This window comes from Duganella sp. HH101, assembly GCF_001758795.1.
Taxonomy (GTDB): domain Bacteria; phylum Pseudomonadota; class Gammaproteobacteria; order Burkholderiales; family Burkholderiaceae_D; genus Rugamonas; species Rugamonas rivuli.
In genome coordinates this window covers 64,475-90,585 of the sequence record NZ_LRON01000024.1, presented here as the reverse complement: position 1 = coordinate 90,585, position 26,111 = coordinate 64,475, and the positions used below count along the sequence as shown (strand labels likewise).

The following is a 26,111-nucleotide window of genomic DNA, read 5'->3' as shown; positions in this document are numbered from 1 at the left end:
ATTCGGTGGAAGTAGTCTGCTAATGTGCGCGCTATCTTTTGAGAGGAACCTTGATGAGACTTCTGCTTGCTGCGCTGGCGCTTTCACTTCCGATGCTCGCCTCGGCGGAGCGAGCCGACAGGTTTCAGAAAACCGTTATTTCCTATGACGGCGAGATGCATTACGACACCATCAAGGGAGTCAGCAAATTCAACGACAATGTCGAGGCATCTAAAGGCAGCCTGCTCATTTCGTCCGATTATCTGACGGCAGCTCAGTCGCCGGAGGGCGACTACCTCTACACCGTCACTTCGCTGAAAGACAATGTCGCCAAATTCAAGCAAAAGCAGGATTCTGCGAATGACAAATGGGTGAACGGCGAAGGCAAAAGTATCGCGTACCGCGAGAAAGACGATCTGCTCACAATCGATGACAACGCAAAAGTCCGCATCATCGAGAACGGCAGCGTCACCGGTGAAGCGACAGGCGCAAAAATTACCTACGACGCCAAAACCGAACAGATAGTCGTGAAGAGCACTGGCGATACGGCAGGCGCCAAGAAAGTGCGCGCCATGTTAATCCTGATGCCCAAGGCCGACCCGCTAAAAGAATAGGCGCGCTCATTTATTTCCGCACACCTCGACACCCCCGTCGAACACGATGCGCCAGGTGTTGGGCGCCTCCAGCCGCCAGACCGAGCTGAATCGCGCGATCAGTTTGCCGTCCGGGCCATGCACCGGCCCCGAGGTCTTGGCCAGCGTACCGGAGGCCAGCACTTCGACCTCGTCCGGCTCCCAGGAAAATGGCGCATCCGGCTTGGCGAAGAACTTCTTCCACTCGTCCGCCACGGCCTTCTTGCCGCGCAAAGGCTGGGTGCCGCCGCTGAACACCGCCTCATCGGACAGAAACGCCACGAAAGCCGCATGATCCCTCGCCTTCATGGTCGCCGCGAAAGCCCGCTCGACGCTGGCCACCTGCTCCTGCACACCCGTAAATGCCGGCACGGCGCCAGCGGCGGCGGCGGCCATCGTCAATATCCCCAGCAGCGCCCAATTTGCCCATTTCATAGCCGACCTCCCCTGTTTTATAGACAAGACGATATTAATCCAGTTGATACTCGGTTGCTATCCATCCTAAAAAGGAGTATAACTACTCCATCAACGGAGGATTTATGAATCTGACCTACGCCTACCCACGTAGCCGCTTCGAACCAACCGTACTGATCGACCTGAACGCCAAGGCCGAGCGCGAGCGGCTCTCGAAGGCGGCCCTGAAGGGCTTTTTCAAGCTGGCCGCCGCCTGGAAACTGCGCGACGACGACGCCCGCGAACTGTTGGGCGGCATCTCCAGCAGCGCCTACTACGAATGGAAAAAGAACCCGGAGCGCACGCTGGAGGTGGACTGCATCACCCGCATCTCCTACCTGCTGGGCATCTACAAGGCACTGCACATCCTCTACGGCGACAAGCTCGCCGACGAATGGATGGGGCTCGCCAACACCAACATCATCTTCGGCGGCCGCACACCGCTGACCTACATCGCCGCCGGCGGCTTGCCCGCCATGCAGACCGTCCGCCAATTGCTGGACGCCCGCCGCGGAGGACTGTAAGTGCCGGTCAGCCTGATTCCGCCCCTCACCCCGCTGCGCCAGTTCGACACCTGCCGCCTGCTGCCATCGCGCTTCGCCGACATGGAAGACTCGGTACTGGCACCGCTGGCCGACAACGACCAGGATCTGCGCGACCTGTTCGAACTGGATAACGCCACCAACGCGCGCCTGCAGGCGCAGAACGGCGGCGCCCCCGGCATCACGATGGATGAACTGGTGTTCGGCGTGCCGAACTTCCGCATCGTGAACGCGGCCTATACCTACGCCCGCCCTGAAGGCAGCCGCTTCAACGGCGGCGACCGCGGCGCGTGGTACTGCGCCTTCAACGCCGAAACCGCGCTGGCCGAAATCACCTTCCACAAGACCGTCGAATACGCCGAGATCAACCGCTTCGACGACAGCGTCCAGTACCAGACCATGCTGGCCGACTTCACGGCCCAGTTCCACGACCTGCGCGGCCAGCCGCGCTACCTGGGCTGCCTGGCGCCGGACAGCTACATCGAATCGCAGATCCTGGCCGAGCGCCTGCTGGAAGGCGGCTCGCTGGGCATCATCTACCCGAGCGTGCGGCTGGCGGGCGGCATCAACCTGGCCTGCTTCCGGCCTGCGCTGGTGGGCAATGTTCGCAAAGGCGCGGCCTATCGGTTAACATGGCGGGGCAGCCCGCAACCGATCATCGAAATTATCTGAATCATGCAAACCAAACCTGAAAACGACACCGACCTGCGCCTCAAAGTGAACCGCGAAACCGCGCGCCTGCCGTGGACCGAACTGCTCAAGCATTTCGCCGCCGGCAATGTGGTGTGGATCGCCGATTCGCTGGACCTGGTCGATGTGGCCGTGCGCATCTCGCACGACGACAAGGCCAACATCGGCCGGTGGATGAACGCCGGCCTGCTCGCCAAAGTCAGCGACGAGCAGGCGGCGAAATGGCTGGAGACCAACGCCGAACTGTGGGCAGTCGTCGTCAGCCCCTTCATCCTCGTCCAGCAGGAAAAGGCTGTTCCAGCCAGCGTGCATTAAAACTTGAAGCTGCCCGCGTCGAGCGTGAGCGATCCGCCGCAAGCCGGCGTGGTCGCTTCGCGATTGCCGCTGGCGGTGGACTGGTTACTCTCCCACACGGTGCTCACGCCGTACTTCATGAACTTGTACTGGATCGCCGTCGACGGCGGCAGCTGGAAGGTGCGCGACCACGGCACGTTGGCGCCGCTGCCTTCGATGTTCAGCTGATCGCTGGTGCCCTGCACCCAGTTGCCCAGTTCCGCGCGGTTGCCCACCACGTAGACGTTCTGCCCCACCACCGTATTCGCGTTCGCCACGCGGAAGGTGACAGGCACCGTGGTGCAGCTGCCGCCGCCACCGCCGCCGATCTTCTGGTTGATGTGCAGCGCCACCGCAGGCACGGTCGCGCCGCCATTGGCCGGTATGCTCACGCTGATGACGCCATTGCTGCCGACGGTGACACTGTCGCTGGTGCAGGCCGTGCCGGCCGCATTCAGCTGGCCGTGCACCACATTGCAGTAAGTCCCGGCAGGCAGCAGCGTTTGCAGCGAGGCGTTCCACGCCGCGTACTCATTGTTGATCGCCACGAAGCCCTTGGCGCCGCGACCGAAAGCGATCTGGTTGGCGGTGCCGTTGGTGAAGTAGTCCACGCCCTGCCCCGACGTCGCCGCGCGGAACGCGACCATGTTCGAGATGTCGCTCCAGCGATGGATGAAGTCCCATTGCTGGTTGATCAGCGGATTGCCGCTGGCGTCGAACGGGCTGGCGCTCGGCGGGGCCTGGTCGAAACTGGTGAAGCGGAAGCCCGAGTGCAGTTGCGCCGAACCGTAAGGCCAGGCCAGCATGAAGATGTTGGCCAGGTCGTAGCGCTTGGTGCCCTGCGTATCGTTGGTGGAACCGGAGACGTAATTGCTGGCCACCAGTGAGCTGCCGTTGCGTTCCGTGTCCCAGTTGTTGACGAAGACGGTCGCCTTCTCGCTCGGCACGAAGCCCCAGGTGCCGCCCCAGTTGCCCGGCGTGCCCATGATGGCGCGCACCTGCGACAGGCTGGCGCCGTTCTCGTTGCGGAACATGGCCTTGATGGCGAAGGTGTACTGGAATTCGTTCAACGTTCCGACGCTGTAGTAGTCGGAGCGCACCACGTTACTGTCCGGGATCACCTCCTGCGTGATCCACAGCGCCTCGCCGGCCTTGGTGGTGTGCGTCACGCCGCTCATGATCGCCTGCAGGTCGCCAGGCTGCATATGCTTGGCGGCGTCGAAGCGCAAGCCGTCCACGCCCATGTTGATCAATTTGCCCAGGTAGGTCTTGACCTGGCCTTGCACGTAGGCGCCGTCGGTCTTCAGGTCCGGCAGGCCGCTCAGGCGGCAGAACATCACGTTATAGCGGTTGCCCGGCGAGCCGTAGTCGCCGCCGGCGATGTCGCAAGCGGGATGGAAATCGCTGGCGCTGAAGAAGGGATAGGCCAGCGTAGTCGAATTCCATGTCGAGCCGTCGGTGGCGGTGCCGGAACCGGCCGCCAGATGGTTGACCACCACGTCCGCATACACGCGCACCTTGGCGGTGTGGCAGGTGTTGATCATGGCCTGGAACTCGGCTTCGGTGCCCATATTGCTCTTCAGCGAAGCGAAGTTCACCGGCTGATACACGTCCCACCATGCCCCCAGGCTGGCCGAGGCCTGCGGCGGCGACACCTGCACCGCGCCAAAGCCCTGCGGCCCGAGCCAGTTGGTGCATTCCTTGGCGATGTCGTTCCACTTCCAGCGGAACATCTGCACCGAGGTGTCGGCGGCGTTGAATGCGGCATGCGCAGGCGCGAGGGCGCAACCGCCCAGCAGGCCGGCGGCCAGTAAGGTTTTCATCATTTTTATCTCCGTGTCGTTATATTTTGTATTTTGGGAAATGCTGCAGCCCGGATAAAATGTAGCAGAACTACAGTAAACAACAAGCGGAAATCGCTATCGTTTTCACAATTAGCTACGGGAATCGCTTCCACAAAACCATCGTCCGACACATATGTAATGCGATTACGCAGGGAATACTGCCACATAGTCAATCCCATGCAGCCGATGTATCATGGGACGAAAAAACGACACTACGATACCAACAGCCACTTCATGTCCAGCACACTCCCCGCCGAAAGCGCCAACGATATCGCCAACAACCTCGCCGAAGCCATCGCGGCGCGCAAGCTGCCGCCAGGGACCAAATTACGCGAAGAAGCGCTGTGCCGCCTGTATTCGGTCAGCCGCACCAAGATCCGCGCCGCGTTGCTGATACTGTCGAAGGACAAGTTGATCAACATGGTTCCCGACAAGGGCGCCGTAGTCAGCCAGCCCAGCGAGCAGGAGTCGCGTGAGATCTTCGCCGCGCGCCGCATCATCGAAGCGGCGCTGGCGCGCGAGTTCACCGCCAAGGCCAAGGCGGCCGATTACAAAATGCTGGAGAAGCACCTGAAGGAGGAACGCAACGCGCTGTCGCAAGTGCCGTCGAAGATGCGCCAGCAGTTGCTGGGCGACTTCCACGTGCTGCTGGCGGACGTGGTGGGCAACCAGGTGCTGAAGGAGATCGTGCGCGAACTGGTGGGCCGCAGCTCGCTGATCACCATGCTGTATCAGTCGGAGCGCGACGCCGCCTGCTCCTCCGACGAACATGCAGCCTTCCTGGCCGCCGCCCGCTCGGGCGATGCGGACAAGGCGGCGGAGCTGATGCTGCACCACCTGAGCCACGTGGAAGCAGCACTCAATTTCGACGTCAACGCCAGCCCGGCGAAGAAAGACCTGGTCTCCGCGCTGCTGATGTAGCGATACGGATCGCGGTATCAGTCCCCGATAAAAATTCATTGGACGCGTCCTCGCGCCTGTCGCAGCATGAAATCCTGCATCGGCAGACACAAAACCTATAACGCGAGACGACAAATGACTAAACAGCTACTCAAGCAATGGGCGGCGGCGACAGCTATCGCCTTCTGCGCCGCAGGCGCACAGGCGTCCACCTGGACGCTCACCGGCTCTCTCATCACGCACGACCCCAGCGTCTACAAGGAAAACAGTACCTGGTGGATCACCGAGACCAGCGACACCGGCATCGGCGTGAAGTACTCGCCTGACGGCCACGCATGGACGCAGGGCGTAAGCATCTTCGGCAGCGGCCTGTCGTGGTGGGGCCAGTACAACAACAACTCCAAGGTGGTGTGGGCGCCGGACATCCACGTCTGGAACGGCAAGGCGATCTTGTACTACGCGGTGTCCACGTTCGGCTCGCAAAAATCGGCCATCGGCCTGGCCACGGCCAGCAGCATCGCAGCGGGCAACTGGACCGACAAAGGCGCGGTGCTGACGTCCGCGCCGGGCAACAACTACAACGCCATCGATCCCAACTTCTTCGTCGATAAGGCAGGCCAGCCGTGGCTGTCCTTCGGCTCGTTCTGGACCGGGATCTACACCACGCGGGTCGATGCGAACACGCTCAAGCCCACCGGCAGCTGGTACCACCTGGCCGCCGACAGCACGGGCATCGAGAACTCCTTCATCATGAGCAACGGCTCGTACTACTACCTGTTTGTTTCCAAGGGCAAGTGCTGCGATGGCGCGAACAGCACCTACCACATTTCGTATGGCCGCTCGACCAGCGTGACCGGGCCTTACCTGGACAAGAACGGGGTCGACATGCTCAATGGCGGCGGCACCACGCTGGATGCGGGCGGTGGACGCTTCATCGCGCCGGGCGGGGAGTCGGTGGCGAATGGCGTGATGGTGCGGCATGAGCTGGATAGCCAGAACGGCTACAACGGCGTCCTGTTCATCAACGACCTGGCCTTCAGCGGCGGCTGGCCGACGTATTGATGAAGGCAGCTGCAGCACTCGCGGCGGTGATGTTGGCGGCGGCCCTGCTCACGGTGTGGGCACGGCATGCCGAAAACGCACCCGCGCCGACGCCGACGCCCAAGACCGGCCCTGCGCCCGCCGGGCAGCCAGCCGGAAGCCAGGCCGTCCGCGCCACCGCGAGCGCCGCAGCCTATCCCGCAGCAGCCGCCATCGCGCCCGACCTCTCGCTCACCGACAAACAAGAACTCATCGCAGACTTCGCGCTGCATCAGTTGATGGACAGTTTTCTACTCAACCGCAGCGAAGCCGAGCTTGAAGCCTACCTGCGCCGCGCACTGCCAGCCGGCGCGGCCAACGAAGCGATCCAGATCGCCGCCCGCTATCAACGCTACCTGGCCGCGCACGACGAACTGCTGGCAGCACAGCACTTCACCTCCGCCGACCCCGCATCGCAAGACCTGAACCGCATCATCAGCTGGCAGCAGCAACGCCGGCAGCTGCGCATCCGCATGCTCGGCGAGCGCATCGCACTGGAATGGTTCGGCAACGAAGACGCCTATCTTGGACAGGCGCTGGACGAATGGCGCCTACGCAGTGAAGGCCAGGCGCCCGCCACCGCAGGCGTTGCGCCGGAAGACCAGGCGGCCCACGAGCAGCACATGCAGCAGGCCCTGGGCCAGGCCATCGCCAGTTATCAGCGGGCAGCCAAAGCCAATTGATGCGCCAGCGCGTTGTGCCGCTCGATCACCACAGGCAGATCGATCGTGCCCAGCACACCGTCACGCACCACCACCTTGCCGTTGATGACGCTGTACGAGACGTTCGGCGGGGTACAGAACACCAGCGCCGCAACCGGATCGTGCAGCGCGCCGGCGAAACCTATCGTATCTAGCTTGAACATCACGATATCCGCCGCCATGCCCGGCTTGAGCGCGCCGATATCGTCGCGGTTCAATACCTTGGCGCCGCCGAGCGTCGCCATCTCCAACGCCTGCCGCGCCGTCATCGCATCCGGGCCGAAGCCCACGCGCTGAAGCAGCATCGCCTGCCGCACTTCGCCCATCATGTGGCCCGAATCGTTGGAGGCGCAACCATCCACGCCCAGGCCCACAGGCACGCCGCTGTCGATCATCTTGCGTATCGGCGCAATGCCGGATGCCAGCCGCATATTCGAACACGGGCAGTGCGCAATGCCCGTGCCGGTGCGGCCGAACATGTAGATGCCATCGTCGTCCAGTTGCACGCAGTGCGCGTGCCAGACGTCATGCCCCACCCAGCCGCAGTCCTCGGCGTATTCTGCGGGCGTCATATTGAATTTTTCGCGGCTGTAGGCGATGTCGTTCGCGTTCTCCGCCAGGTGCGTGTGCAGCGATACGCCGAAGCTGCGCGCCATCGTCGCCGCTTCCTTCATCAAATCGCGGGACACCGAGAACGGCGAGCAAGGCGCCACCACGATGCGCTGCATCGCATAGCGGCCTGCGTCGTGATAGGTCTCGATCAGGCGCTGGGTATCCTTGAGAATCGCCCCCTCCTCCTCCACCACACGGTCCGGCGGCAAGCCGCCCTTGGACTGTCCGACACTCATCGAGCCGCGCGCCGCATGGAAGCGCATGCCGATCTTGCCGGCCGCCTCGATACTGTCATCCAGCTTGCAGCCGTTGGGGTAGATGTACAGATGGTCGCTGCTGGTGGTACAGCCGGACAGGATCAGCTCCGACATCGCCGCCAGCGTCGATACGTTGACCATCTCGGGCGTAAGGTTGGCCCAGATTGGATACAAGTTCGTGAGCCAGTTGAACAACTCGCCGTTCTGCGCGGCGGGGATCACACGCGTCAGGCTCTGGTACATATGGTGGTGCGTGTTGACCAGGCCGGGCATCACCACATGGTTGGCGGCGTCGATGATCTCGTCCGCCTGCTGCGGCAGATCGGCGCTGCGGCCGACCTGTTCGATCACGTTGTCCCGGATGTAGACGGCGCCATCGGCGATTTCACGGCGCTCGTCGTCCATCGTCACCAGCACGCGCGCATTCTTGATCAGTAGGGTTTTAGTCATAATTTCTATGATGGTTAAACACTGCGGAAACAATGCGCGGGCACTGCGGAAACAGTAGGGTTGATATCGGACGTATTTTAAGCTGCTTCACGCTCCGAGGTTAAAAAAGCCTGCGGTACTTCCTCTTCTTCGTCATCGTCGTTCAGTTCGAGCGGACGTTCAGGCAGCACCAGGTTCAAGGCCACCGCGACCAGCGCGCCGACCGTGATGCCCGAGCCGAAGACTTCCTTGACGAAGGCCGGCAGCTTGGACAGCAGCTCCGGCCGCACCGTCACCGCCAGGCCGCAGCCGATGGCCACCGCCATGATGACGCCATTGCGCTTGGTGTGCTCGACATGGCTCAGCAACTGCACGCCGGCCGAGATAATCATCGCGAACATCATCAGGCCCGCTCCGCCCAGCACCGGCTGCGGTATCGTCACGACCACCGCTCCCAACACCGGGAACAAGCCGGCCAGGAACAGCATCGCGCCGGTCAGCGCAACCACGTGGCGACTGGCGACGCCGGTCAGCGAGACCACGCCGACGTTCTGCGCAAAGGTCGATACCGGAGGGCTGGATAACAGCGCGGCGAAAGCCGAACCGACGCCGTCGCACAGGATGCCGCGTGCCAGCGTCTTGCCGCGCATCTTGGTGTTGGTGGCGGCGCCCAGCGCCATGAAGGTGCCTGTGGTTTCGACCATCGTCACCAGGTAGGCGATCGCCATGGCGACGATGCCGGCCAGCGGGAAGGTCATGCCGTAATGGAGCGGCTGCGGCAGCGCAAATACCGGCGCATTCTGCACCTGCGAGAAGTCGATCATGCCGAGCGATACGCAGACCAGGTAGCCGATGAACATGCCGATCACCACTGCCGCAGCAGACACGATGCCCTTGCCGAATTGGACCAGCATGATGACCGTGACCAGCACGAACGCGGCGATGCCGAGGTTGAGCGGCGAGCCGTAGACGGCGCCCGGCGCATGGCCGCCCGCCGCCCAGTCCACCGCCACCGGCACCAGCGACAGGCCGATCATCGTCACCACCACGCCGGTGACGGCGTGCGGGAACAGCTTGCGGATCTTCGGCATGAAGCAGCTACCGACGATCATCACCACCGAGGCGGCGAGCGAGGAACCCAGTATCGCCGGGACGCCGTGCTCAAGACCCACGCTGATGGCCGCGCCGACAAAGGCGAAGCTGGTGCCCATCACGCAAGGAAGCCTGATGCCGACGGGGCCTATGCCTTTGCACTGGACCATGGTGACGATGCCGGAACCCAGCAAGGCGGCGTTGATCAGGGTGATGATCTGGTCGGCCGGCAGCTTGAGCGCCGCGCCCACCACCAGCGGCACGGCGATGATGCCGCCGAGGGCGGCGAGCATGTGCTGCGCCGCCAGCAATACGGTCGTGAATAGGGGGGGCCGATCCTCGACCTGAAATAACAAGTGATTCATAAACGCGTCTCCGTCTGTCTTTTTTATGGGCGTTACTTTGCAACGACTACCCACACGGGCTGCCCTTAACCGTGTGTAGAAATGGTGCTTAGCAACGCAACAGCTCGTGACCGACGCGTTTATTGACGACGATATTGCGCCTCGCCGGATACATTGTCAACGAATTTTGTATACAATTTTATCAGGCCAGTGCGTCGTCGCCACGCAGTGTGGCGATCGCCATATCCAGGAAGGCGCGCAGCTTGCGGGAGGAATGCCGGCCCTCGTGGTGCACCACGCTCACCGGCACAGGGGGCGTTTCGTAGCGGTTCAGGATAGTCTGCAAACGGCCGTCGGCCAGATACGGCGCCGCCATGTAGGACAGCACGCGCGTGATGCCGAAGCCGTCCAGCGCGGCGCGCAAGGCGGCGTCGTTGCTGGTGCTGCTCAGGCGCGGATGTACTTTCACCGCCTGAGGTTTGCCCTCGTATTCGAAGCGCCAGTCGTTGGTGGCGGTAACGGGGCTGGCGGCGATCAGATCGTGGCCGGCCAGATCCTGCGGCGTGGCAGGCGTGCCGCGCGCGGACAGATATTCCGGCGCGGCGCACAGCACCTGCCTCACCTGCCCCACGCGCACGGCCTGGTAGCTGGAATCGGGCAGCGTGCCGATGCGGATCGCCGCGTCCACGCCCTCGTCCATCATGTTGACCACGCGGTCGAGGAAGCGGCATTCGACATCGGTCTCCGGATAGCGGCGCAGGTATGCGGTGACGATTGGCGTGACGTACATCGCGCCGAACATCACCGAGGCAGTAATCACCAGGCGACCACGCGGCGCTCCGTGCGAGCCGGCGGCGGAGGTTTCGGTCTCCGCCACGTCGGCCAGGATGCGGCGGCAATCGGCGGCGTAGCGCGCCCCCACTTCGGTCAGCCGCACCACGCGGGTGGTGCGCAGCAGCAGGCGCACGCCCATGCTCTCCTCCAGCTCCGTGACGGCGCGCGTCACCACCGGCGGGGAGATCTTCAGCTTGCGGGCGGCAGCGGCAAATCCCCCTTCGTCGACGACGGCCACGAAGATCGCCATGGCGGAGAGCTTATCCATATTATTCCTGCTTTAGAAATAGTTAATTGCGAATTCATGGGATTCTCATTATCTCGATTATCGATGAAACTGCAAGTGTTCGCTGAACAAACAACCTCACTCAAGGAGAACCACCATGACCCGCATCGCCACCATCGAAAACGCCACCGCCAACGCCGAACAAAAAGCCCTGCTGGACGCCATCCAGGGCCAGCTGGGCATGGTGCCCAACTTCCTCAAGGTATTCGCCAACTCGCCGGTCGCGCTGCGCGCCTTCCTCGGCCTGCACGGCGTAGCCAACGACGGCACGCTGGACGCGTTGACCCGCGAGCGCATCGCACTGGCGCTGGCGCAGCAAAACAGCTGCGAATACTGCGTCTCCGCGCACACCGCCATCGGCCGCAAGACCGGCTTGAGCGGCGACGAGATGACCGCCGCCCGCAACGGCACCAGCGAGGACGCGCAAGCCGCGGTGGCGGTGAAGTTCGCGCAAAGCCTGATGGAGAAAAAGGGTGAGATCAGCGCCATCGAACTGGCCGAAGTTCGCAGCGCGGGCTACAGCGAGTCGGACATCGTGGAGATCATCACCCACGTCGGCATGAACTTCCTGACCAACATCCTGGGCAAGGCCAGCCGGGTGGAGATCGACTTCCCGAAAGTCGAACTGAAAATCGCAGCCTGATTTCATTCTGATCGAGGAGCACATCATGGGACGCGCCTATTCCGATATCACCTTCACGCCGAAAGTCCGCGAGGTTCAAGCCGGCATGGGGAGCCGTGACCAATATGCCTTCCTCGATCAGATGGAAAACCGCCAGGACAGCCTGGGACGCAGGGAAGCTGCCTTCGTCGAACGGATGGACCACTTCTTCCAGGCGACCGTCGGCGAAACCGGCTGGCCTTACGTGCAGCATCGCGGCGGGCCGCAGGGCTTCCTGCGCGTGCTCGACGCGAAGACGCTGGGCTTTGCGGACTTCAGCGGGAACGTGCAGTATCTCAGCGTGGGCAACCTGAAAACGGATGACCGAATTTCGCTGATACTGGTCGACTACGCCGAACAGGTACGGCTGAAGATCATCGGCCGCGCGCGCACGGTGGAAGCTGCCGACGATCCGGCGCTGATTGAGCAGCTGCGCATGCCGGGCTACAGCGCCCGCATCGAACGCGCCTTCATCATCACGGTGGAGGGCTACGACTGGAACTGCCCGCAGCACATCACGCCACGCTACACGGAGCAGGAAGTCGCCGCGATGACGGCGCCGCTGCACGCGCAGCTCAAACGATTGAAGGAGCAGGTTGCCAAGCTGGCGCAGGCCGCCTCGCAGCCAACCGCGCCAGCGCAGGCAGAACGGCTTGGCACCGGGCCACTGGCGTTGACCATCAGCGGCGTACGCCAGTTGACGCCGCGCGTGCGCGCCTATGCGCTGCGCAGCGCGGACGGCAAGCCTCTGCCGCCGGTACAGGCAGGCGCGCACATCGACGTGCCCGTAACTCTGCCCGGCGGCGCAATGGGCGCGGTGGGCACGCGCCGCTACTCTATCGCCTCCAATCCCGGCATCGCGAACACCTATGAAATCGCCGTCCTGCGCGAAGACGGCGGAAGCGGAGGATCGCAAGCCGTCCACGCAGACTACAAGCTTGGACTGACGCTGCATTGCGCCATGCCGGGCAACGACTTCGGACTCTCGCAAGGCGCCCTGCCCGCGCTGCTGATCGCAGGCGGCATCGGCATCACGCCGTTGAAGGCCATGGCACACACGCTGTCGGAACAAGGCCGCGCCTTCGTTCTGCACTACGCGGTGCGTTCGCGCGCCGAGGCGCCCTTCCTCGACGAACTGGCGGCAGCGTTCGGAGAGCGGCTGGTGGTCCACGCGGCCGACGAGAACAACCGCCTGGATATCGAGAGCCTGCTCACCAAGGCCGGGCGCGATACGGAGATCTACACCTGCGGACCGGAACGGCTGATCGCCGCCGTGCAGGCGGCCGCCCGCAATGCCGGCATCGCCGACAACCGCGTGCGGTCCGAACGATTTGCCAGCAACACGGCACGCAGCAGCGACCGGACTATCGCCGTAACGCTACGCCGTAGCGGCAAAGTGATCGAGGTTGCGGCAGACCGCAGCATCCTGGACGCCGTCCAGGCTGCGGGTGTGGCGGCGCCAGCCTCCTGCCGCATCGGCAACTGCGGCGCCTGCGCGGTCAATGTATTGGCCGGGGCGCCCGATCATCGCGACGATGCGCTCACGCCGGAGCAGCATGCGCAGGGCCGCATGTGCATCTGCGTCTCGCGTGCTGAAGGTGCTGCGTTGACGCTTGACCTTTAGTTAGCGGTCAGCAGACATCAACCCACTGCGCTTGCGTGACCGATGCCAGCATGTCCGGCGACATCCGCACCACGCTATTGACCGAACCGGCGGCCGGCAGCACCTCGTCGAAATTACGCAACGACTCATCGACATACACAGGCAGTGCCTGCGCCAGGCCGAAAGGACAGACGCCGCCAACCGGATGGCCCGTGGTTGCCGCGACTTCCTCGGGCGGCAGCATCTTGCCCTTGCCGAAAGCCTCGCGGAATTTACGGTTGTCGATGCGGGCGACGCCGCTTGCGACCAGCAGGATGACGCGTCCATCACGAACGCGGAAGGCCAAGGTCTTGGCGATGCGGCCCGGCTCGACGCCGTGCGCCTCCGCCGCCAGCGCGACGGTTGCGGTGCTGACGTCCAGCTCCACGATGGGAAGATGAAGATCTCGGGCGAGGAAAAACTCGCGAACGGATTGAAGGCTCATAGATGTTTGCAGGTCAGGTTGGCGTGTCGACTTCGTCCCAGTCGCGGTCTTCGAAATGCACCAGCCAGTTCAAGGCATGGTGGCGCTCTTGCAGCACGCCGTCATTCAGCCCCGCTGGCGCAGCGGCCTTCTTCAGAATCGCCTGGCGCGTGGTCCAGTGCTGGCGGTAGTGCAGATCCAGCGCATCCAGGATTTCCACCGCCGGACGCATGGCCAGCTGCTTGCGCAAGCCCTCGGTGCCGCGCTCGATGACGGTGCGCGAGATCGAGGCGACGTCGCAGATCGCGTCGGCAAACGGCAATTCCTCCTGCAGGCCGAGAACCCATTGCAGCACAAGGATGGCTTCGTAACGCCACAGGAACTGGGTGGTCTCCTGCTCCGTTGGCGCGTCCTTAGCGAGGAAGACCCGTTCCGCATCGGTCAAGCCGGCAAAGGCAGGTGGGAAGCGTTTCTTCAGATCGTCGACGGCAATGGCGTGGCCGCCCGACAGCGACTCCGCGCGGATCGCGACCACAAACAGCGCCAACATCCTGCGCAGTACATCTTCCGGCGTGCGCAAGCGCAGCTCCGGTTCGGAGACCAGGGGCGGCAGCGTCGCCGGCACCGAGATCTTGCGCGCGGCAAGCAGCTGCTCCGAGCGCGCCTTGCGCTGCCAGGCCTGCTGCGGGTATGGAACACCGGCTTTAGGATCGCCATCGTCACCGCTTGCGGGAAGCAGGATGCGCCCCTGCGGATCACGCACACTGCCATCCTCCATGAACGCAACCGCGTTTGCTGCCTCCGCCCATGCAGTGAAGCCGTCCATCGCACCAGCCTCGATGGACAGGCTGACGTGCTGGCGCACGCGCTGCACATGGCGGATCGTGTGGTAACGAACCTGCGTCATCTTCCCTCCGCCAGCCTGCGCCAGGTGATTCATGAAACCGTTGAGATGCGGCTGCAGCTCGGGATCGGACAGATCGCGCCGCGCATGCATAACATGCGGGAAGCCGGGCTTTGGAACCTCGGCGACCGTGCAATAGGCGTTGATCAGGATATGGTTGCTGGTGTCCCTGGACGAGAACAGCTGCTTGATTCGATTGAACATAACTTGTACTTGGAGCCTTACATGGACGCCGTCGAGAACTCGTACTCGATCAGCGATTCGTCATCCCAGCTGGTGTCGGCCACCGGCGGGGAAAACACATTCTTGTATTTGGGGATAAACGGCAGCGGCATGCGGCGTTCGCCGGAGACCAGCGTCACACCGGTCGCATTCAACGGCGCCTGGTAGCGTAGCTGGACGCTCTTGATGTGGCAAGCGCCACCTGCTACCGAAAGTCCGCTGCGGATCAGGAAAGGGATATCCTCCCGGTTGACGGCCCAGCCAATCTCGCACTCCATGCGCAGATCGCCCAGCCGGCGTGCATTCGCCGGCACGCCGGGGGTGTGGATGTCGCCGCGCCAGCGCACGACGCTCTTCTTCTTGTTCGTCACCAGATCCGCCTTGTCGTCGATGGCAGCCTGGATGCGCGGCAGGACGAACGTGCCATCCGCCGCGACAGGGACGTTTTCCGAGGTATTGTCGCCGGCGATGCGCAATGTGACGCCTTCCACCGAAGCTCCTGGCGTGGCGGAGACCAGCTTGAATTTCATCGGCGCGGCGGGCGCATACTTGCGGTTCGCCTCGAAAGCATCCACGCCTTTCAGCATCACCTTGTAGGATTTGAGTTCGGGATTCTTCACGCCGCCCACCTCCACTACTTGCGGCGCATCGGCGTCGGCATCAGGTACTTCCTGGGCCCATGCGCCGGCACTCGCCAGCAGCAGGCTTAAACAAAGCAGTTTATGTTTCATAGATCCTTTAACGCATGTCCAGCGCGCGGCGCCGGCGTGGGGGTGGGAATGCGTGATCCAGTGCGGCCAGATCCTGCGGGGAGAGTTTGATGTCGGCAGCGGTGCGGTTGGCGCGCACGTGAACGGGGTCGGTGGCTTTGGGGATGGCGATCACGCCATCCTGGTGCAGCACCCAAGCCAGCGCGATCTGCGCCGGCGTTACGCCGTGAGCCTGGGCGACGGCGTGCAGACCGGGATTGTCCAGCAATGCTGCTTGTTCGCGGCCGCTCGATTCCAGCGGCGAGTAGGCCATCACCGGCATGCCCTGCTGGCGGCACCACGGCAGCAGATCGAATTCGATGCCGCGCTTGATGAGGTTATACAGCACCTGGTCGGTGGCGACGGCGCCGCAATCGACGGCGTCCTGCATGCCTTCGAGATCGAAGTTGCTGACGCCGTAGTCCTTGATTTTACCGGCCTTCTTGAGTGCTTCGAAACCGTCGAAGGTCTCGTCGAGCGAGAAGCAGCCGGGCCAGTGCAGCAGATAGAGATCGATGCAATCCACCTTCAGACGGCGCAGGCTGCGTTCGCAGGCGGCCTGCGTGCCTTCAAGGTTGGCATTGTGCGGATAGACTTTGCTGACCAGATAGACCTCGTCGCGGCGGCCGGCGATGGCTTCGCCGACCACCTCCTCAGCACCGCCATCGCCGTACATTTCGGCGGTATCGATCAGGGTCATGCCGAGGTCGAGGCCCAGTTGCAGGGCGCGGACTTCATCGCGCTTGCGCGCGGCCTCCTCGCCCATATTCCACGTGCCCTGCCCCAGCACCGGCACGGACGCCCCCGAAGGGAAGTTCACAGTTTTCATTGCGGGGCCCACCAAAAAAAACGTATGGTAGCCCCATCACGCTAGCGAATCAATGCCCCTGCCCGCCGCCGAGGTAGGCGGCGATCACTTTCGGGTCGGTTTTGAGGCTTTCCGCGGGCCCGTGGACCGATATCGTGCCATTTTCCAGCACGTAGCCGTAGTCCGCCACGTTCAGCGCGGCGGCGGCGAACTGCTCCACCAGCAACATCGTCACGCCCTCGGATTTCAGGCGGCTGATGATCTTGAACACCTCTTCCACCAGGATAGGCGCCAGGCCCATCGACGGCTCGTCGAGCAGGATCACCTCCGGATTGAGCATGACGGCGCGCGCCATGGCCAGCATCTGCTGCTCGCCGCCGGAGAGCGTGCCGGCGAGCTGGTTCTGGCGCTCCTTCAGGCGCGGGAACAGCTCCAGCGCCTTTTCCAGGTCGTGCTTGATGTCACCCCGGGGCCGCGCCCGTGTGAAGCGCGGGAAGGCGCCCAGCAGCAGGTTGTCCGTCACCGTCATCGAGGCGAACACGCGACGGCCTTCCGGCGAATGCGCCAGGCCGGCGCGCGCGATCTTGTGCGAGTCGGCGCCGGTGATGTCCTTGCCGTCCAGCGTGACCGTACCGCCCTTCGGTTTGAGCATGCCGGAGATGGCGCGCATGGTGGTGGTCTTGCCGGCGCCGTTGGAGCCGATCAGCGTCACCAGCTTGCCCTTTGGGACATCGAGCGAGATGCCATGCAGGACTTCGACTTTGCCGTATGACGCTTGCAGATTGGAGATCGATAGCATGTGCTGTCCTCGTTAATGCGCCGCAGGCGCTTTGGTGCCGCCATGTTCTTCGCCACTGCCGCCCAGGTAGGCTTCGATCACCTTGGCGTCGCTTTGCACCGCTGCCGGCACGCCTTCGGCGATTTTCTGGCCGAAGTCCAGCACCGTCACCGTGTCGGACAAGGCCATCACCACGTCCATGTGGTGCTCGATCAGGATGATGGTGATGCCGTGATCGCGGATCTTGCGGATGATGGCCATCAGCTCCTTGATGTCCGGCGCGGTCAGGCCGGCCGCCGGCTCGTCGAGCAGCAGCAGGCGCGGACTCAGGCCCAGCGCACGGCCTATCTCCAGCAGGCGCTGTTTGCCGTACGGGAGATTGCGCGCCTCTTCGTCGGCCATCGCCGTCAGGCCGACGAACTCCAGGATGCTGGCGGCCCGCTCGCGCGCGGCGCGCTCTTCGCGCTTGTAGCGCGGCGTTTGCAGCATCACGTCCAGCACATTCGATTCGAAGGTGTTGTGCAGGCCGACCAGCACGTTTTCGGTGGCCGTCATCTCGCCGAACAGCTGCACGTTCTGGAAGGTGCGCGCCACGCCGCCCAGCGCGATCTCGGACGGCGTGCGGCCGGAGATCACCGCACCGGAGAACGACACCTGCCCGGCGGTGGGCTTGTAGATCCCGGTCAGCACGTTCATCATCGTGCTCTTGCCCGAGCCGTTAGGGCCGATCAATCCGTGCACCGATCCCTGCACCACGTTCAGGTCCACCTGGTTGAGCGCCTTCAGGCCGCCGAACTGCATCAGGATCTTGTCGACGCTGAGCAGCGTCTCGCCGGCGTTGCCGCCCTTGGCGCGAGAGAACGGCTCGACGCCGCCGGCCGCCACCGCCTTGGCGTGAACGGCGCCTTTGCCCATAAGGCTGAACAGGAAGCCGACGATGCCGTCCTGCAGATAGTAGACCACGAACAGCGTCATCAAGCCGAACACGGTCAGGCGCCAGTCGACGATGTTTTCCAGCTTGTACGAGAACGCCGCCATGCCGATGGTGGCGATCAGCGGCACCAGCACGCCGCGCAACGTCGAACGCTTTTTCGCCAGCATGAAGGCCGAGCCGATCACGCCCAGCACGGCGGCGGCGGTGGCGATCTTGCGGAACAGTTCAATGTCGGCCAGGAGACTGGGCAGCATCACCACGATCAACGCGCCGATCAGCGAACCGGAACGGGTCTTGCGGCCGCCCATGATCACCGCCAGCAGGAACAGGATGGTCAGCTCGAAGTTGTAGGTGTTCGGCGAGATGTACTCCTCCGAATACGCATACAGGCTGCCGGCCAGGCCCGCGAAGCCGGCGCTGATGATGAAGGCGTAGACCTTGTAGCGGTAGACCGAAACGCCCATGCAGTCGGAGGCGATCGGGCTGTCGCGCAGCGCTTCGAAGGCGCGGCCCAGGTTCGATTTCAGTATCCGGTGCACGACGATCAGCGACACCACCATCAGCGCCGCCACCATATAGTAGTAGCCGACTTCACTGAGCTTCTGGCCGACGATCATGGGCTTGGCGATCTTGATGCCCATCGGGCCTTCGGTCAGGAAGGTCATTTCGTTGATCAGGATCTGGATGATGGTGCCGAAGGCCAGCGTCACCATCGCCAGGTAAGGACCGGTGACGCGCAGGGCCGGCAGCGCGAGGATGGCGCCGAACACCGCGGCGCCGGCCACGCTGGCCGGTATCGCGATCCAGAACGGTGCGCCCAGCTTGAACACCATCACGCCGGTGGCGTAGGAGCCGATGCCGAACAGGCCCGCGTGGCCCAGCGACACCTGCCCTGTGTAGCCGACCACGATGTCCAGCCCGAACAGCAGGATCGCGTAGATCAATATCGTTTCAAACAAATGGATGTAGTACGGGTTGGGAATCAGCACCGGATACAGCACCAGCACCGCCAGCCCCACGATGCTCGCCGCGACGATTTTCTTGTTCATGGGTCAGACCTTTTTGATGGCGGCTTTGCCGAACAGGCCGGACGGCTTGATCGCCAGCACCAGCAGGAGCAGCAGCAATCCCGGCACTTCCTTGTAGCCGGTCGAGATGTAGTAGCCGGTGGTGGTCTCGGCGATGCCCAGTATCAGGCCGCCGACGATGGCGCCCACGCCCGAGGTCAGGCCGCCGATGATGGCCACCGCGAAGGCCTTCAGGCCCAGCGAGGCGCCCATGGTGGCGCCGGTCAGCGTCAGCGGCGCCACCAGCACGCCGGCGAAGGCCGCCGTGGCCGACGACAACGCGTACGAGAAGGTGATCACCATGCGGGTGTTGATGCCCATCAGCCCCGCCGCGTCTCGGTCGTTGGCGGTGGCCACCACGGCCTTGCCGTAGATCGATTTGCGGTTGAAGATCTCCACCGCCGCCATGATCGCCAGCGCGCCGACGATCACCGCCACCTGCATCGGCTGCACGTTCGCGCCCAGCACCTGGAACGGCGTGGAGCTCAGCGGCGACGGGAAGGTCAGGTCGTCCTTGCCCCAGATATTCTCGGCTACGTTCTTGAAGATGATGGCCAGCGCGATGGTCGACATGATCCAGCCGAATTCGGACTTGATCTTGATCGCCGGCCGCACGCCTATCCATTCGACGAACATGCCCTGCAACGCGCCGAACACGATCACCAGGGGGATCATCAGCAGGTAGCTCATGTAAGGGCCGCCGTGGATGGTGCCGACCAGGCTAAGCCCGACCAGCGCGCCGAGCATCAGCGACTCGCCCTGGCCGAAGTTGAGCGTGCCGGAAGTGGCGAAGGTGAGCTGATAGCCGAAGGCGATGACGGCGTAGATCATGCCGAGCGCGATGCCGCTGAATGCCAGTTGCAGGAAGATTTCCATGATAACCACCACTTTAGGACGACAAGAAAAAGGCCAGGCTTGAATCCTCAAGACTGGCCGGTACCCATGCGGCGCTGGCTTACTTGGCCGGCACTACTTTGCCGTCCTTGACTTCGCCGAAGACCGTGATGTCCGCGGTGATGGCTTCGTGGTTGTCTTTGCTGAACGGTTTGCTGTAGGTGGTGACGACGCCTTCAATCTTCTCGTTCAGGCCTTCCAGCGCGGCCTTGACTTTGGGGCCGTCGGTGGAACCGGCCTGCTTGATGGCGGCCGCCAGCAGGTAGATCGAATCGTAGCCCTGCGCCGCCGACACCGCCGACGGCATGCGGCCGCCCGGCGGATTGTAGGCTTTGACATAGGCGTCGATGAAGGCCTTGCGCTTGGGCGTGGTCGGGTCCTGGATGAAGGTCTGCGGCATGCGGGTGCCGTTGCCGTTCTTGCCGGCGTTGTCGATGAAGTTAGCCATCGACAGCGTCCAGCTGCCGATCAGCGGCACTTTCCAGCCCAGTTTTTCCATGCCGTTGGCGATCTGCGCCAGCTCGGGGCCGATACCGTAGGTCAGCACCACTTCGGCGCCGGCCTGCTTGGCCTTGAGCAGCTGGGCCGTCATGTCGACGTCCTTCAGGTTGTACTTCTCGGTGGCGACGGCCTTCAGGCCTTTTTTATCCAGCGCTTTTTCCAGGTCCTCGCGACCCAGCTGGCCGTAGTTGGTGGAATCGGCCAGGATGGCGACCTTCTTGAATTTGCGGTTCTCGACCGCTTCGTGCACGATCATGCCGGACTGGATCTGATCGTTGGCGGAATTGCGGAAGATGTAGTTCTCAGGCTGGTCGGCGAACTGCTTGGTGACGATGGAGCCGGTGGCGACGTTGTTCATGACCGGGATCTTGGCTTCCTGGTAGAAGCGCTGCGAGGCCAGGGCCACGCCGGTGTTGATGTAGCCGACGGTGGCGGCGACCTTCTCTTTGTTGATCAGTTCCTGGGCGATCTGCACGCCGCGTTCGTTCTTGGCTTCGTCGTCGCGTTCGACCAGCTGGATCTGGCGACCCAGCACGCCGCCCTTGGCGTTGATTTCCGCCACGGCCAGTTTGACGCCGTCGCGCATCGACACGCCCATCGGCGCGGAACCGCCGGTGAACGGACCGGCGACGCCGATCTTGATGGGGTCTGCCGCCATGGAAGAAGCCGAGAAACCGAGTGCAATGCCTGCTACGAGCAATTTCAACTTAAAGTTCATCTGTGATCTCCTGTTTACAACGTTTTTTATGGTAGTACCCCATCGATGGGCCATTGTAGGTGAGTCGATCCGCAGCAGCAACAGATAGATGTGCGGCATCGCAGCACGCCAGAAATGGCCTGCCGCGTGTAAGCAAGTAGTAAGGAAGATGTGGGTACGAGAGGCGGAATTACATGCCGGAAGTGCGCTGCGCCAGCGCGCGGTTGGCGAAGCGCATCTGCGTTTCGGACAGCGCCTCGTTGCGGTCGAAGCCCATGGAGCCGTCGCGCAGACCGATGGCCATCGCCATCACCGCTTCAGGATACTCCAGATCGGCGGCCTTTTCTATCAAATGGCGCGCGGCCTGCTCGTCGCGTTTGACGCCGTCGCCGCTGAGGTACAGGTTAGCCAGCGCGAACATCGCCGCCGGCATCTGGCGGCTGGCGGCGAACTTCAGCCAGCGCGCTGCGGCCTTGGCGTCGCGCGCGACGGCCATGCCGTTCCGGTACATCATGCCCAGGTAGTAGGCGGCCAGCGGATCGCCGGCCTTGGCGGCGCTGGTGAAGAGCGAGAATGCCTTCGGCAGGTCGACGGCCACGCCGGCGCCGCCGCGCAGGTACAGGCGCGCTTCGTCGACCGGCGCGACCGGTCCGGTCGGCCCGGCCGCAGCAAAGCCCGCGACACCGCCCACCGCAACCAGTACCAGCTTCGCCAGCATCTTCCGCACTTGCTTCATGCGCCCTCCGTTCATTTCGACAAATCGATGGCGTACAGGGCCAGGCCCTTGCCGCCGCCATCGTCCGTTTTAATCTGCGAGACCGACTTCAGGCCGGCCTCCCTTGCCAGGTCCAGCATGTCCGGCGCCGAGTGGAACACCACCGCGCCCTTGGTCGCCACCGGCGCGAAACGCCAGCTGCGGGTGGAGCCGTTGCGCGCGCGGGTGACGTTCTTCTGCTGCTGGATGTAGGCGATCAGCACATCGCGGCTGGCGTCCGGCGAAGCCAGGACGGTCTTGCTGCCGTCCAGCCCCGGGAAGGCCCCGCCGCCGCTGGCGCGGTAGTTATTGGTCGCGACCAGGAATTCCTGCGACGGCGATAGCGCCGCACCCCGGTACTGCAGCGCCGCGATGCGCTGGCCCACAGGCTTGGTGACATCGATCTGGTAGCTGACATCGGCGCTGCTGAGCACATCGAAGTTGAAGCCGGGGACGGCCGTGTTGACCAGTTCCTGCTGCGCGCTGTTGGCCGGGTCGATGCGGTTGAAGCGTTCAGCCGCCTTTTCCAGCCAGGCCTTCAGGCCCGCGCCGTCCACCTTCACCACGTGCAGCGCGTTCGGGTAAAGATACAGGTCGGCGACGTTGTTCAGCGCCAGGCCGCCGGACTTGACGTCCGTGTAGTCGCCCGCGCCGGCGGCGCCGGCCTTGAACGGCGACGCCATCGACAGCACCGGCAGCGCCGCGTACTGCGGCAGGTTGGCCTTGACGTAGCTCTGCACGTAGGCCGTCTGCGCCTGGGTCACCAGCTCGATGGCGCTGATGTCGCCGACGTCGGCGAAGTAAGTCGTCATGCGGAAGTCGCTGCTGCCGACCGGCGTCTTGACGTAGCCGATGGTGGCCTCGTGCTCGGCCGCCACCAGCGGCGCAACGGCCGGATCGGCGGCGACGTAGCTGCCGTCGGCGTTGCGGGTGGCGCGCACTTCGACCGTGGTGCGGCGCTTGTCCACCACCCAGGCCTTGCCGTCGTACTTCAGGCGCAGGCCGATCACGCCCAGGTGCTTGCCCCACAGGTTGGCCATCACGGCGGGCACGCCGAAGACGGTGCCCTTGGCCTTGTCCACGTTCGGCAGGCTGAATTCCGGCACCTTGCTGGCCGCATCAGGGAACGGCTGGTGGGCGTGGCCTATCATCATCGCGTCCACGCCCGGCACCTGGGCCAGGTAGTAGTTGGCGTTTTCCATTTCGGGCGCATACGGATCGCCATCGAGGCCGCCGTGCGAAATGGCCACCACCAGGTCCGCGCCCTGGGCGCGCATCTGCGGGATGTACTTCTGCGCCGTTTCGCGCACGCCTTCGGCGTAGACCTTCCCTTCCAGCCAGTGCTTATCCCAGGACATCACCACCGTCGGCGCGAAGCCGATGATGCCGATCTTGATCGTGGCCGTCAGCGGTTTGCCATCCGGCCCGGTGGCGCCGATCTGGCGTGTGAGGATGCGGTATGGCGCGAACAGGGGCTGCCTGGTTTTGGCGCTGTAGATATTCGCCAGCACGATGGGGAAGTCCGGTCCGGCGCAGCGCGGCGCGTCGGCGGCCACGCCGTCCACGTCGAAATGGCTGCCCGTCACCTGGTTCAGGTAGGCCAGGCCGAAGTTGAATTCGTGGTTGCCGATGCCGGCGCCGTCCACGCCCAGCAGGTTCATGGCCTTGTAGATCGCCAGCGGCTGGCCGCACGCGACCGGCGCCACCAGCGCCTGGTAGTCGGCCAGCGCTGTGCCCTGGATGGCGTCGCCGTTGTCGAGCAGCAGATTGTTGGGGAATTCGGCGCGGGCCTGCCTGATCAGCGTGGCCGTGCGTTCAAAGCCGATCGACGGATCGGCCTTGAGCTTGTAGTAATCGTAGCCGAGGACCGTCGCGTGCAGGTCGGTGGTTTCCAGCAGCGCCAGCGTGGCCTCGGCGCCCACGGGCGTCGGCGTGCCCTGCGGCAGACCGGCACAGCCGAGCAACAAGGAGGGCAACGCGATAGAGAGGCGACAAACTGCTGGGCGCATGAATGAACTATATTTGGGGTTGCGATTTTTAGGCAACGGAGCTATGCGCGACATCATACGCAGCGAATTTCCTTGCATCAAGCAACTTAAGCCTGGGGAGTCGCATTTTATGCTTTTTGTGGCAAAAGTGTCAGCATTGCGCGTCAATCGGGACGGGGGCCGGCCCGCCCGGACGGCCGCCGGCGCACCGTCGGCTATTTCGCTGGGAGGGAGCGGCGCCACTAGGGTATAATCGAAGGTTTGATTTCAGCCTTAGAGAAGAAGAAAACATGGAAGCCGAACGCATCAACGCCCTCTCCGCCCTGCTCGCCGATCTGACCTCGCGCGAAGCCGAACTACGGAGGTATCTTTGACTTCGATAAAAAGTCAGAGAAACTCGAACAAGTAAACGAAGAACTGGAAGATCCGACGGTCTGGAACGACCCGAAGAAGGCCCAGGATCTCGGCAAGGAAAAGAAATCGCTCGAAGCCATCGTCTTCGCGCTGACCAAGGCCGACACCGACCTCAAAGACATGGGCGACCTGTTCGCCATGGCCAAGGAAGAAGGCGACGACGACACGCTCGAAGCGCTGATCGTCGACGCCGAGGATGTGCGCCTGGTCATCGAGGGCATGGAGTTCCGCCGGATGTTCAACAATCCGATGGACCCGAACAACTGCTTCATCGACATCCAGGCCGGCGCCGGCGGCACCGAGGCCCAGGACTGGGCGTCCATGCTGCTGCGCCAGTACCTGCGCTACGCGGAACGCAAGGGCTTCAAGGTCGAAGTCATGGAACAATCCGACGGCGAGGTGGCCGGCATCAAGACCGCCACCATCAAGGTCGAAGGCGACTACGCCTACGGCTACCTGCGCACCGAAACCGGCGTGCACCGCCTGGTGCGCAAGTCGCCGTTCGACTCGGCCAACGGCCGCCATACCTCGTTCACGTCGCTGTTCGTGTACCCGGAAGTGGATGACTCGATCGACATCGAAATCAACCCCGCCGACCTGCGCATCGATACCTACCGCGCATCGGGCGCCGGTGGTCAGCACATTAACAAGACCGATTCCGCGGTGCGTCTGACGCACGGCCCGTCCGGCATCGTGGTCCAGTGCCAGAACGACCGCTCGCAGCACCGCAACAAGGCCGAAGCGATGGAAATGCTGAAGGCGAAGCTGTACGAGATGGAACTGCGCAAGCGCATGAGCGAGCAGCAGAAGCTGGAAGACTCCAAGACCGACGTCGGCTGGGGCCACCAGATCCGCTCCTACGTGCTGGACCAGTCCCGCATCAAGGACTTGCGCACCAACTTCGAGACCGGCAACACCAAGGGCGTGCTGGACGGCGACCTGGACGACTTCATCTCGGCGTCGCTGAAGCAAGGCGTCTAATGAGCATCTCGAATTCGCAGCGCGCGTTCATCTTCGACATGGACGGCACCATCGTCGACAACATGGCCTTCCACACCAAATCGTGGCTGGCCTTCTTCGCCCGTCGCGGTCACGACCTCGACGCGGACGAATTCTTCCGCGCCACGGCCGGACGCCAGGGTCATGAAATCATGAGCAAATACCTGGGCAAGCCGGTATCCAAGGAAGAAGGCGCCGCGCTCGACTTCGAGAAGGAATCGCTGTACCGCGAGCTGTACGCGCCGCACCTGGCGGCGGTGGACGGCTTCGAAGCCTTTATCGCCCGCGCCAAAAGCGCGGGCGTCAAGCTGGCCGTGGCCACCGCCGCGCCGAACGAGAATATCGACTTCACGCTGGACGGCCTGGACCTGCGCAAGCAGTTCGACGCCATCGCCGGCGCGGCCGACGTCGCGCATGGCAAGCCGGCGCCGGACGTATTCCTGCTTGCAGCGGAACGCAGCGGCGCCCTGCCCGCCAACAGCATCGTGTTCGAAGACGCGCCGCTGGGCGTGGAAGCGGCACGCCGCGCCGGCATGCGCGCGGTGGTGTTGACCACCACCCTGCCGGCCGACGCCTTCGCTGAATTCGACAACGTCATCGCCGTCGTGCGCGACTTCAGCGAGCTGGATGTGGAAGAGCTCTTCGCATCCGCCACCAACTAATCATC

The 26,111-nt window shown here is 63.4% G+C and carries 26 protein-coding genes; 11 read left to right on the top strand and 15 right to left on the bottom strand.

Annotation, left to right across the window (positions count from 1 at the left end; translation table 11 throughout):
- Window positions 1-53 precede the first annotated feature (53 nt).
- On the top strand, window positions 54-593 hold the full coding sequence (locus tag DUGA2_RS27465) for an LptA/OstA family protein (protein WP_083296498.1): 540 nt from the start codon (window positions 54-56) through the stop codon (window positions 591-593).
- A 6-nt stretch (window positions 594-599) separates the two neighbouring features.
- Here DUGA2_RS27465 and DUGA2_RS27460 read toward each other — a convergent pair whose 3' ends face one another.
- Window positions 600-1,046, bottom strand: coding sequence for a DUF4440 domain-containing protein (locus DUGA2_RS27460; protein ID WP_070272575.1), 447 nt, complete (start codon window positions 1,044-1,046; stop codon window positions 600-602).
- A gap of 104 nt (window positions 1,047-1,150) precedes the next feature.
- On the opposite strand from DUGA2_RS27460, the gene DUGA2_RS27455 reads away from it, so the two are divergent.
- Genes DUGA2_RS27455 through DUGA2_RS27445 form a run of 3 tightly spaced genes read left to right on the top strand, consistent with a single transcriptional unit; the run spans window position 1,151 to window position 2,611 of the window.
- Complete coding sequence (locus tag DUGA2_RS27455) at window positions 1,151-1,588, top strand: antitoxin Xre/MbcA/ParS toxin-binding domain-containing protein (RefSeq protein ID WP_070272574.1); 438 nt, start codon at window positions 1,151-1,153, stop codon at window positions 1,586-1,588.
- The gene (locus DUGA2_RS27450; protein ID WP_070272573.1) at window positions 1,589-2,278 is read left to right on the top strand and encodes an RES family NAD+ phosphorylase; all 690 of its coding nucleotides are present in this window, start codon (window positions 1,589-1,591) and stop codon (window positions 2,276-2,278) included.
- A gap of 3 nt (window positions 2,279-2,281) precedes the next feature.
- On the top strand, window positions 2,282-2,611 hold the full coding sequence (locus DUGA2_RS27445; RefSeq protein ID WP_070272572.1) for a DUF2288 domain-containing protein: 330 nt from the start codon (window positions 2,282-2,284) through the stop codon (window positions 2,609-2,611).
- Here DUGA2_RS27445 and DUGA2_RS27440 read toward each other — a convergent pair.
- Window positions 2,608-4,455, bottom strand: coding sequence for a carbohydrate-binding module family 20 domain-containing protein (locus tag DUGA2_RS27440; protein WP_070272571.1), 1,848 nt, complete (start codon window positions 4,453-4,455; stop codon window positions 2,608-2,610). The two genes, DUGA2_RS27445 and DUGA2_RS27440, sit on opposite strands and share 4 nt — an antisense overlap.
- Window positions 4,456-4,707: 252 nt before the next feature.
- Here DUGA2_RS27440 and DUGA2_RS27435 point away from each other — a divergent pair, with 252 nt between their 5' ends.
- From DUGA2_RS27435 to DUGA2_RS27425, 3 genes are all read left to right on the top strand, one after another.
- Window positions 4,708-5,394: a GntR family transcriptional regulator gene (locus tag DUGA2_RS27435; RefSeq protein ID WP_070272579.1), complete on the top strand. Its 687-nt coding sequence runs from the start codon at window positions 4,708-4,710 to the stop codon at window positions 5,392-5,394.
- A 114-nt stretch (window positions 5,395-5,508) separates the two neighbouring features.
- Window positions 5,509-6,435 (top strand): family 43 glycosylhydrolase, encoded by a 927-nt coding sequence (locus DUGA2_RS27430; protein WP_070272570.1) that lies wholly within the window; start codon window positions 5,509-5,511, stop codon window positions 6,433-6,435.
- Window positions 6,435-7,136 carry a hypothetical protein gene (locus DUGA2_RS27425; RefSeq protein WP_070272569.1) on the top strand — a complete coding sequence of 234 codons (702 nt, stop codon included), beginning with the start codon at window positions 6,435-6,437 and terminating at the stop codon, window positions 7,134-7,136. The genes DUGA2_RS27430 and DUGA2_RS27425 overlap by 1 nt, the downstream gene beginning before the upstream one ends.
- On the opposite strand, the gene DUGA2_RS27420 is transcribed toward DUGA2_RS27425, so the two are convergent.
- From DUGA2_RS27420 to DUGA2_RS27410, 3 genes are all read right to left on the bottom strand, one after another.
- Window positions 7,112-8,473 (bottom strand): 8-oxoguanine deaminase, encoded by a 1,362-nt coding sequence (locus DUGA2_RS27420; RefSeq protein WP_070272568.1) that lies wholly within the window; start codon window positions 8,471-8,473, stop codon window positions 7,112-7,114. The two genes, DUGA2_RS27425 and DUGA2_RS27420, sit on opposite strands and share 25 nt — an antisense overlap.
- A gap of 77 nt (window positions 8,474-8,550) precedes the next feature.
- A complete protein-coding gene (locus DUGA2_RS27415; protein WP_070272567.1) occupies window positions 8,551-9,909 on the bottom strand; it encodes a nucleobase:cation symporter-2 family protein in 1,359 nt (452 codons plus the stop codon).
- A 181-nt stretch (window positions 9,910-10,090) separates the two neighbouring features.
- A complete protein-coding gene (locus DUGA2_RS27410) occupies window positions 10,091-10,990 on the bottom strand; it encodes a LysR family transcriptional regulator (protein WP_070272566.1) in 900 nt (299 codons plus the stop codon).
- A 115-nt stretch (window positions 10,991-11,105) separates the two neighbouring features.
- On the opposite strand from DUGA2_RS27410, the gene DUGA2_RS27405 reads away from it, so the two are divergent.
- Both DUGA2_RS27405 and DUGA2_RS27400 read left to right on the top strand, forming a co-directional pair.
- Window positions 11,106-11,651: a carboxymuconolactone decarboxylase family protein gene (locus tag DUGA2_RS27405; protein ID WP_070272565.1), complete on the top strand. Its 546-nt coding sequence runs from the start codon at window positions 11,106-11,108 to the stop codon at window positions 11,649-11,651.
- Window positions 11,652-11,676: 25 nt separating this feature from the next.
- Window positions 11,677-13,293: a 2Fe-2S iron-sulfur cluster-binding protein gene (locus DUGA2_RS27400; protein ID WP_070272564.1), complete on the top strand. Its 1,617-nt coding sequence runs from the start codon at window positions 11,677-11,679 to the stop codon at window positions 13,291-13,293.
- 7 nt (window positions 13,294-13,300) lie between these two features.
- Here the strand turns inward: DUGA2_RS27400 and DUGA2_RS27395 are convergent, their stop codons facing one another.
- The 10 genes from DUGA2_RS27395 to DUGA2_RS27350 form a co-directional block, all read right to left on the bottom strand.
- Window positions 13,301-13,756, bottom strand: a complete 456-nt coding sequence (locus tag DUGA2_RS27395) for a YbaK/EbsC family protein (RefSeq protein WP_070272563.1) — start codon at window positions 13,754-13,756, stop codon at window positions 13,301-13,303.
- Between the two features lie 13 nt (window positions 13,757-13,769).
- On the bottom strand, window positions 13,770-14,843 hold the full coding sequence (locus DUGA2_RS27390; RefSeq protein WP_070272562.1) for a DUF4272 domain-containing protein: 1,074 nt from the start codon (window positions 14,841-14,843) through the stop codon (window positions 13,770-13,772).
- A 17-nt stretch (window positions 14,844-14,860) separates the two neighbouring features.
- A complete protein-coding gene (locus DUGA2_RS27385) occupies window positions 14,861-15,592 on the bottom strand; it encodes a hypothetical protein (RefSeq protein WP_070272561.1) in 732 nt (243 codons plus the stop codon).
- Between the two features lie 7 nt (window positions 15,593-15,599).
- Window positions 15,600-16,439: an aldo/keto reductase gene (locus tag DUGA2_RS27380; RefSeq protein WP_070272560.1), complete on the bottom strand. Its 840-nt coding sequence runs from the start codon at window positions 16,437-16,439 to the stop codon at window positions 15,600-15,602.
- 49 nt (window positions 16,440-16,488) lie between these two features.
- On the bottom strand, window positions 16,489-17,217 hold the full coding sequence (locus DUGA2_RS27375) for an ABC transporter ATP-binding protein (RefSeq protein ID WP_070272559.1): 729 nt from the start codon (window positions 17,215-17,217) through the stop codon (window positions 16,489-16,491).
- Between the two features lie 12 nt (window positions 17,218-17,229).
- Complete coding sequence (locus tag DUGA2_RS27370; protein ID WP_070272558.1) at window positions 17,230-19,179, bottom strand: ATP-binding cassette domain-containing protein; 1,950 nt, start codon at window positions 19,177-19,179, stop codon at window positions 17,230-17,232.
- Window positions 19,180-19,182: 3 nt separating this feature from the next.
- Window positions 19,183-20,073 (bottom strand): branched-chain amino acid ABC transporter permease, encoded by an 891-nt coding sequence (locus DUGA2_RS27365; RefSeq protein ID WP_008447933.1) that lies wholly within the window; start codon window positions 20,071-20,073, stop codon window positions 19,183-19,185.
- A gap of 79 nt (window positions 20,074-20,152) precedes the next feature.
- Window positions 20,153-21,310 carry an ABC transporter substrate-binding protein gene (locus DUGA2_RS27360; protein ID WP_070272557.1) on the bottom strand — a complete coding sequence of 386 codons (1,158 nt, stop codon included), beginning with the start codon at window positions 21,308-21,310 and terminating at the stop codon, window positions 20,153-20,155.
- Between the two features lie 169 nt (window positions 21,311-21,479).
- Window positions 21,480-22,025: a tetratricopeptide repeat protein gene (locus DUGA2_RS27355; protein ID WP_070272556.1), complete on the bottom strand. Its 546-nt coding sequence runs from the start codon at window positions 22,023-22,025 to the stop codon at window positions 21,480-21,482.
- Window positions 22,026-22,036: 11 nt separating this feature from the next.
- Window positions 22,037-24,052 carry a bifunctional 2',3'-cyclic-nucleotide 2'-phosphodiesterase/3'-nucleotidase gene (locus DUGA2_RS27350; protein WP_070272555.1) on the bottom strand — a complete coding sequence of 672 codons (2,016 nt, stop codon included), beginning with the start codon at window positions 24,050-24,052 and terminating at the stop codon, window positions 22,037-22,039.
- 269 nt (window positions 24,053-24,321) lie between these two features.
- Between DUGA2_RS27350 and prfB the strand changes: the two genes are divergently transcribed.
- Both prfB and DUGA2_RS27340 read left to right on the top strand, forming a co-directional pair.
- Window positions 24,322-25,426 (top strand): peptide chain release factor 2 gene (gene prfB, locus DUGA2_RS27345; RefSeq protein WP_141753396.1). Its coding sequence is split into 2 segments (ribosomal slippage): window positions 24,322-24,402 and window positions 24,404-25,426, totalling 1,104 coding nucleotides; the frame shifts between segments, so codons are not numbered across the junction.
- On the top strand, window positions 25,426-26,106 hold the full coding sequence (locus DUGA2_RS27340; RefSeq protein ID WP_070272554.1) for an HAD family phosphatase: 681 nt from the start codon (window positions 25,426-25,428) through the stop codon (window positions 26,104-26,106). The genes prfB and DUGA2_RS27340 overlap by 1 nt, the downstream gene beginning before the upstream one ends.
- Window positions 26,107-26,111: the final 5 nt, after the last annotated feature.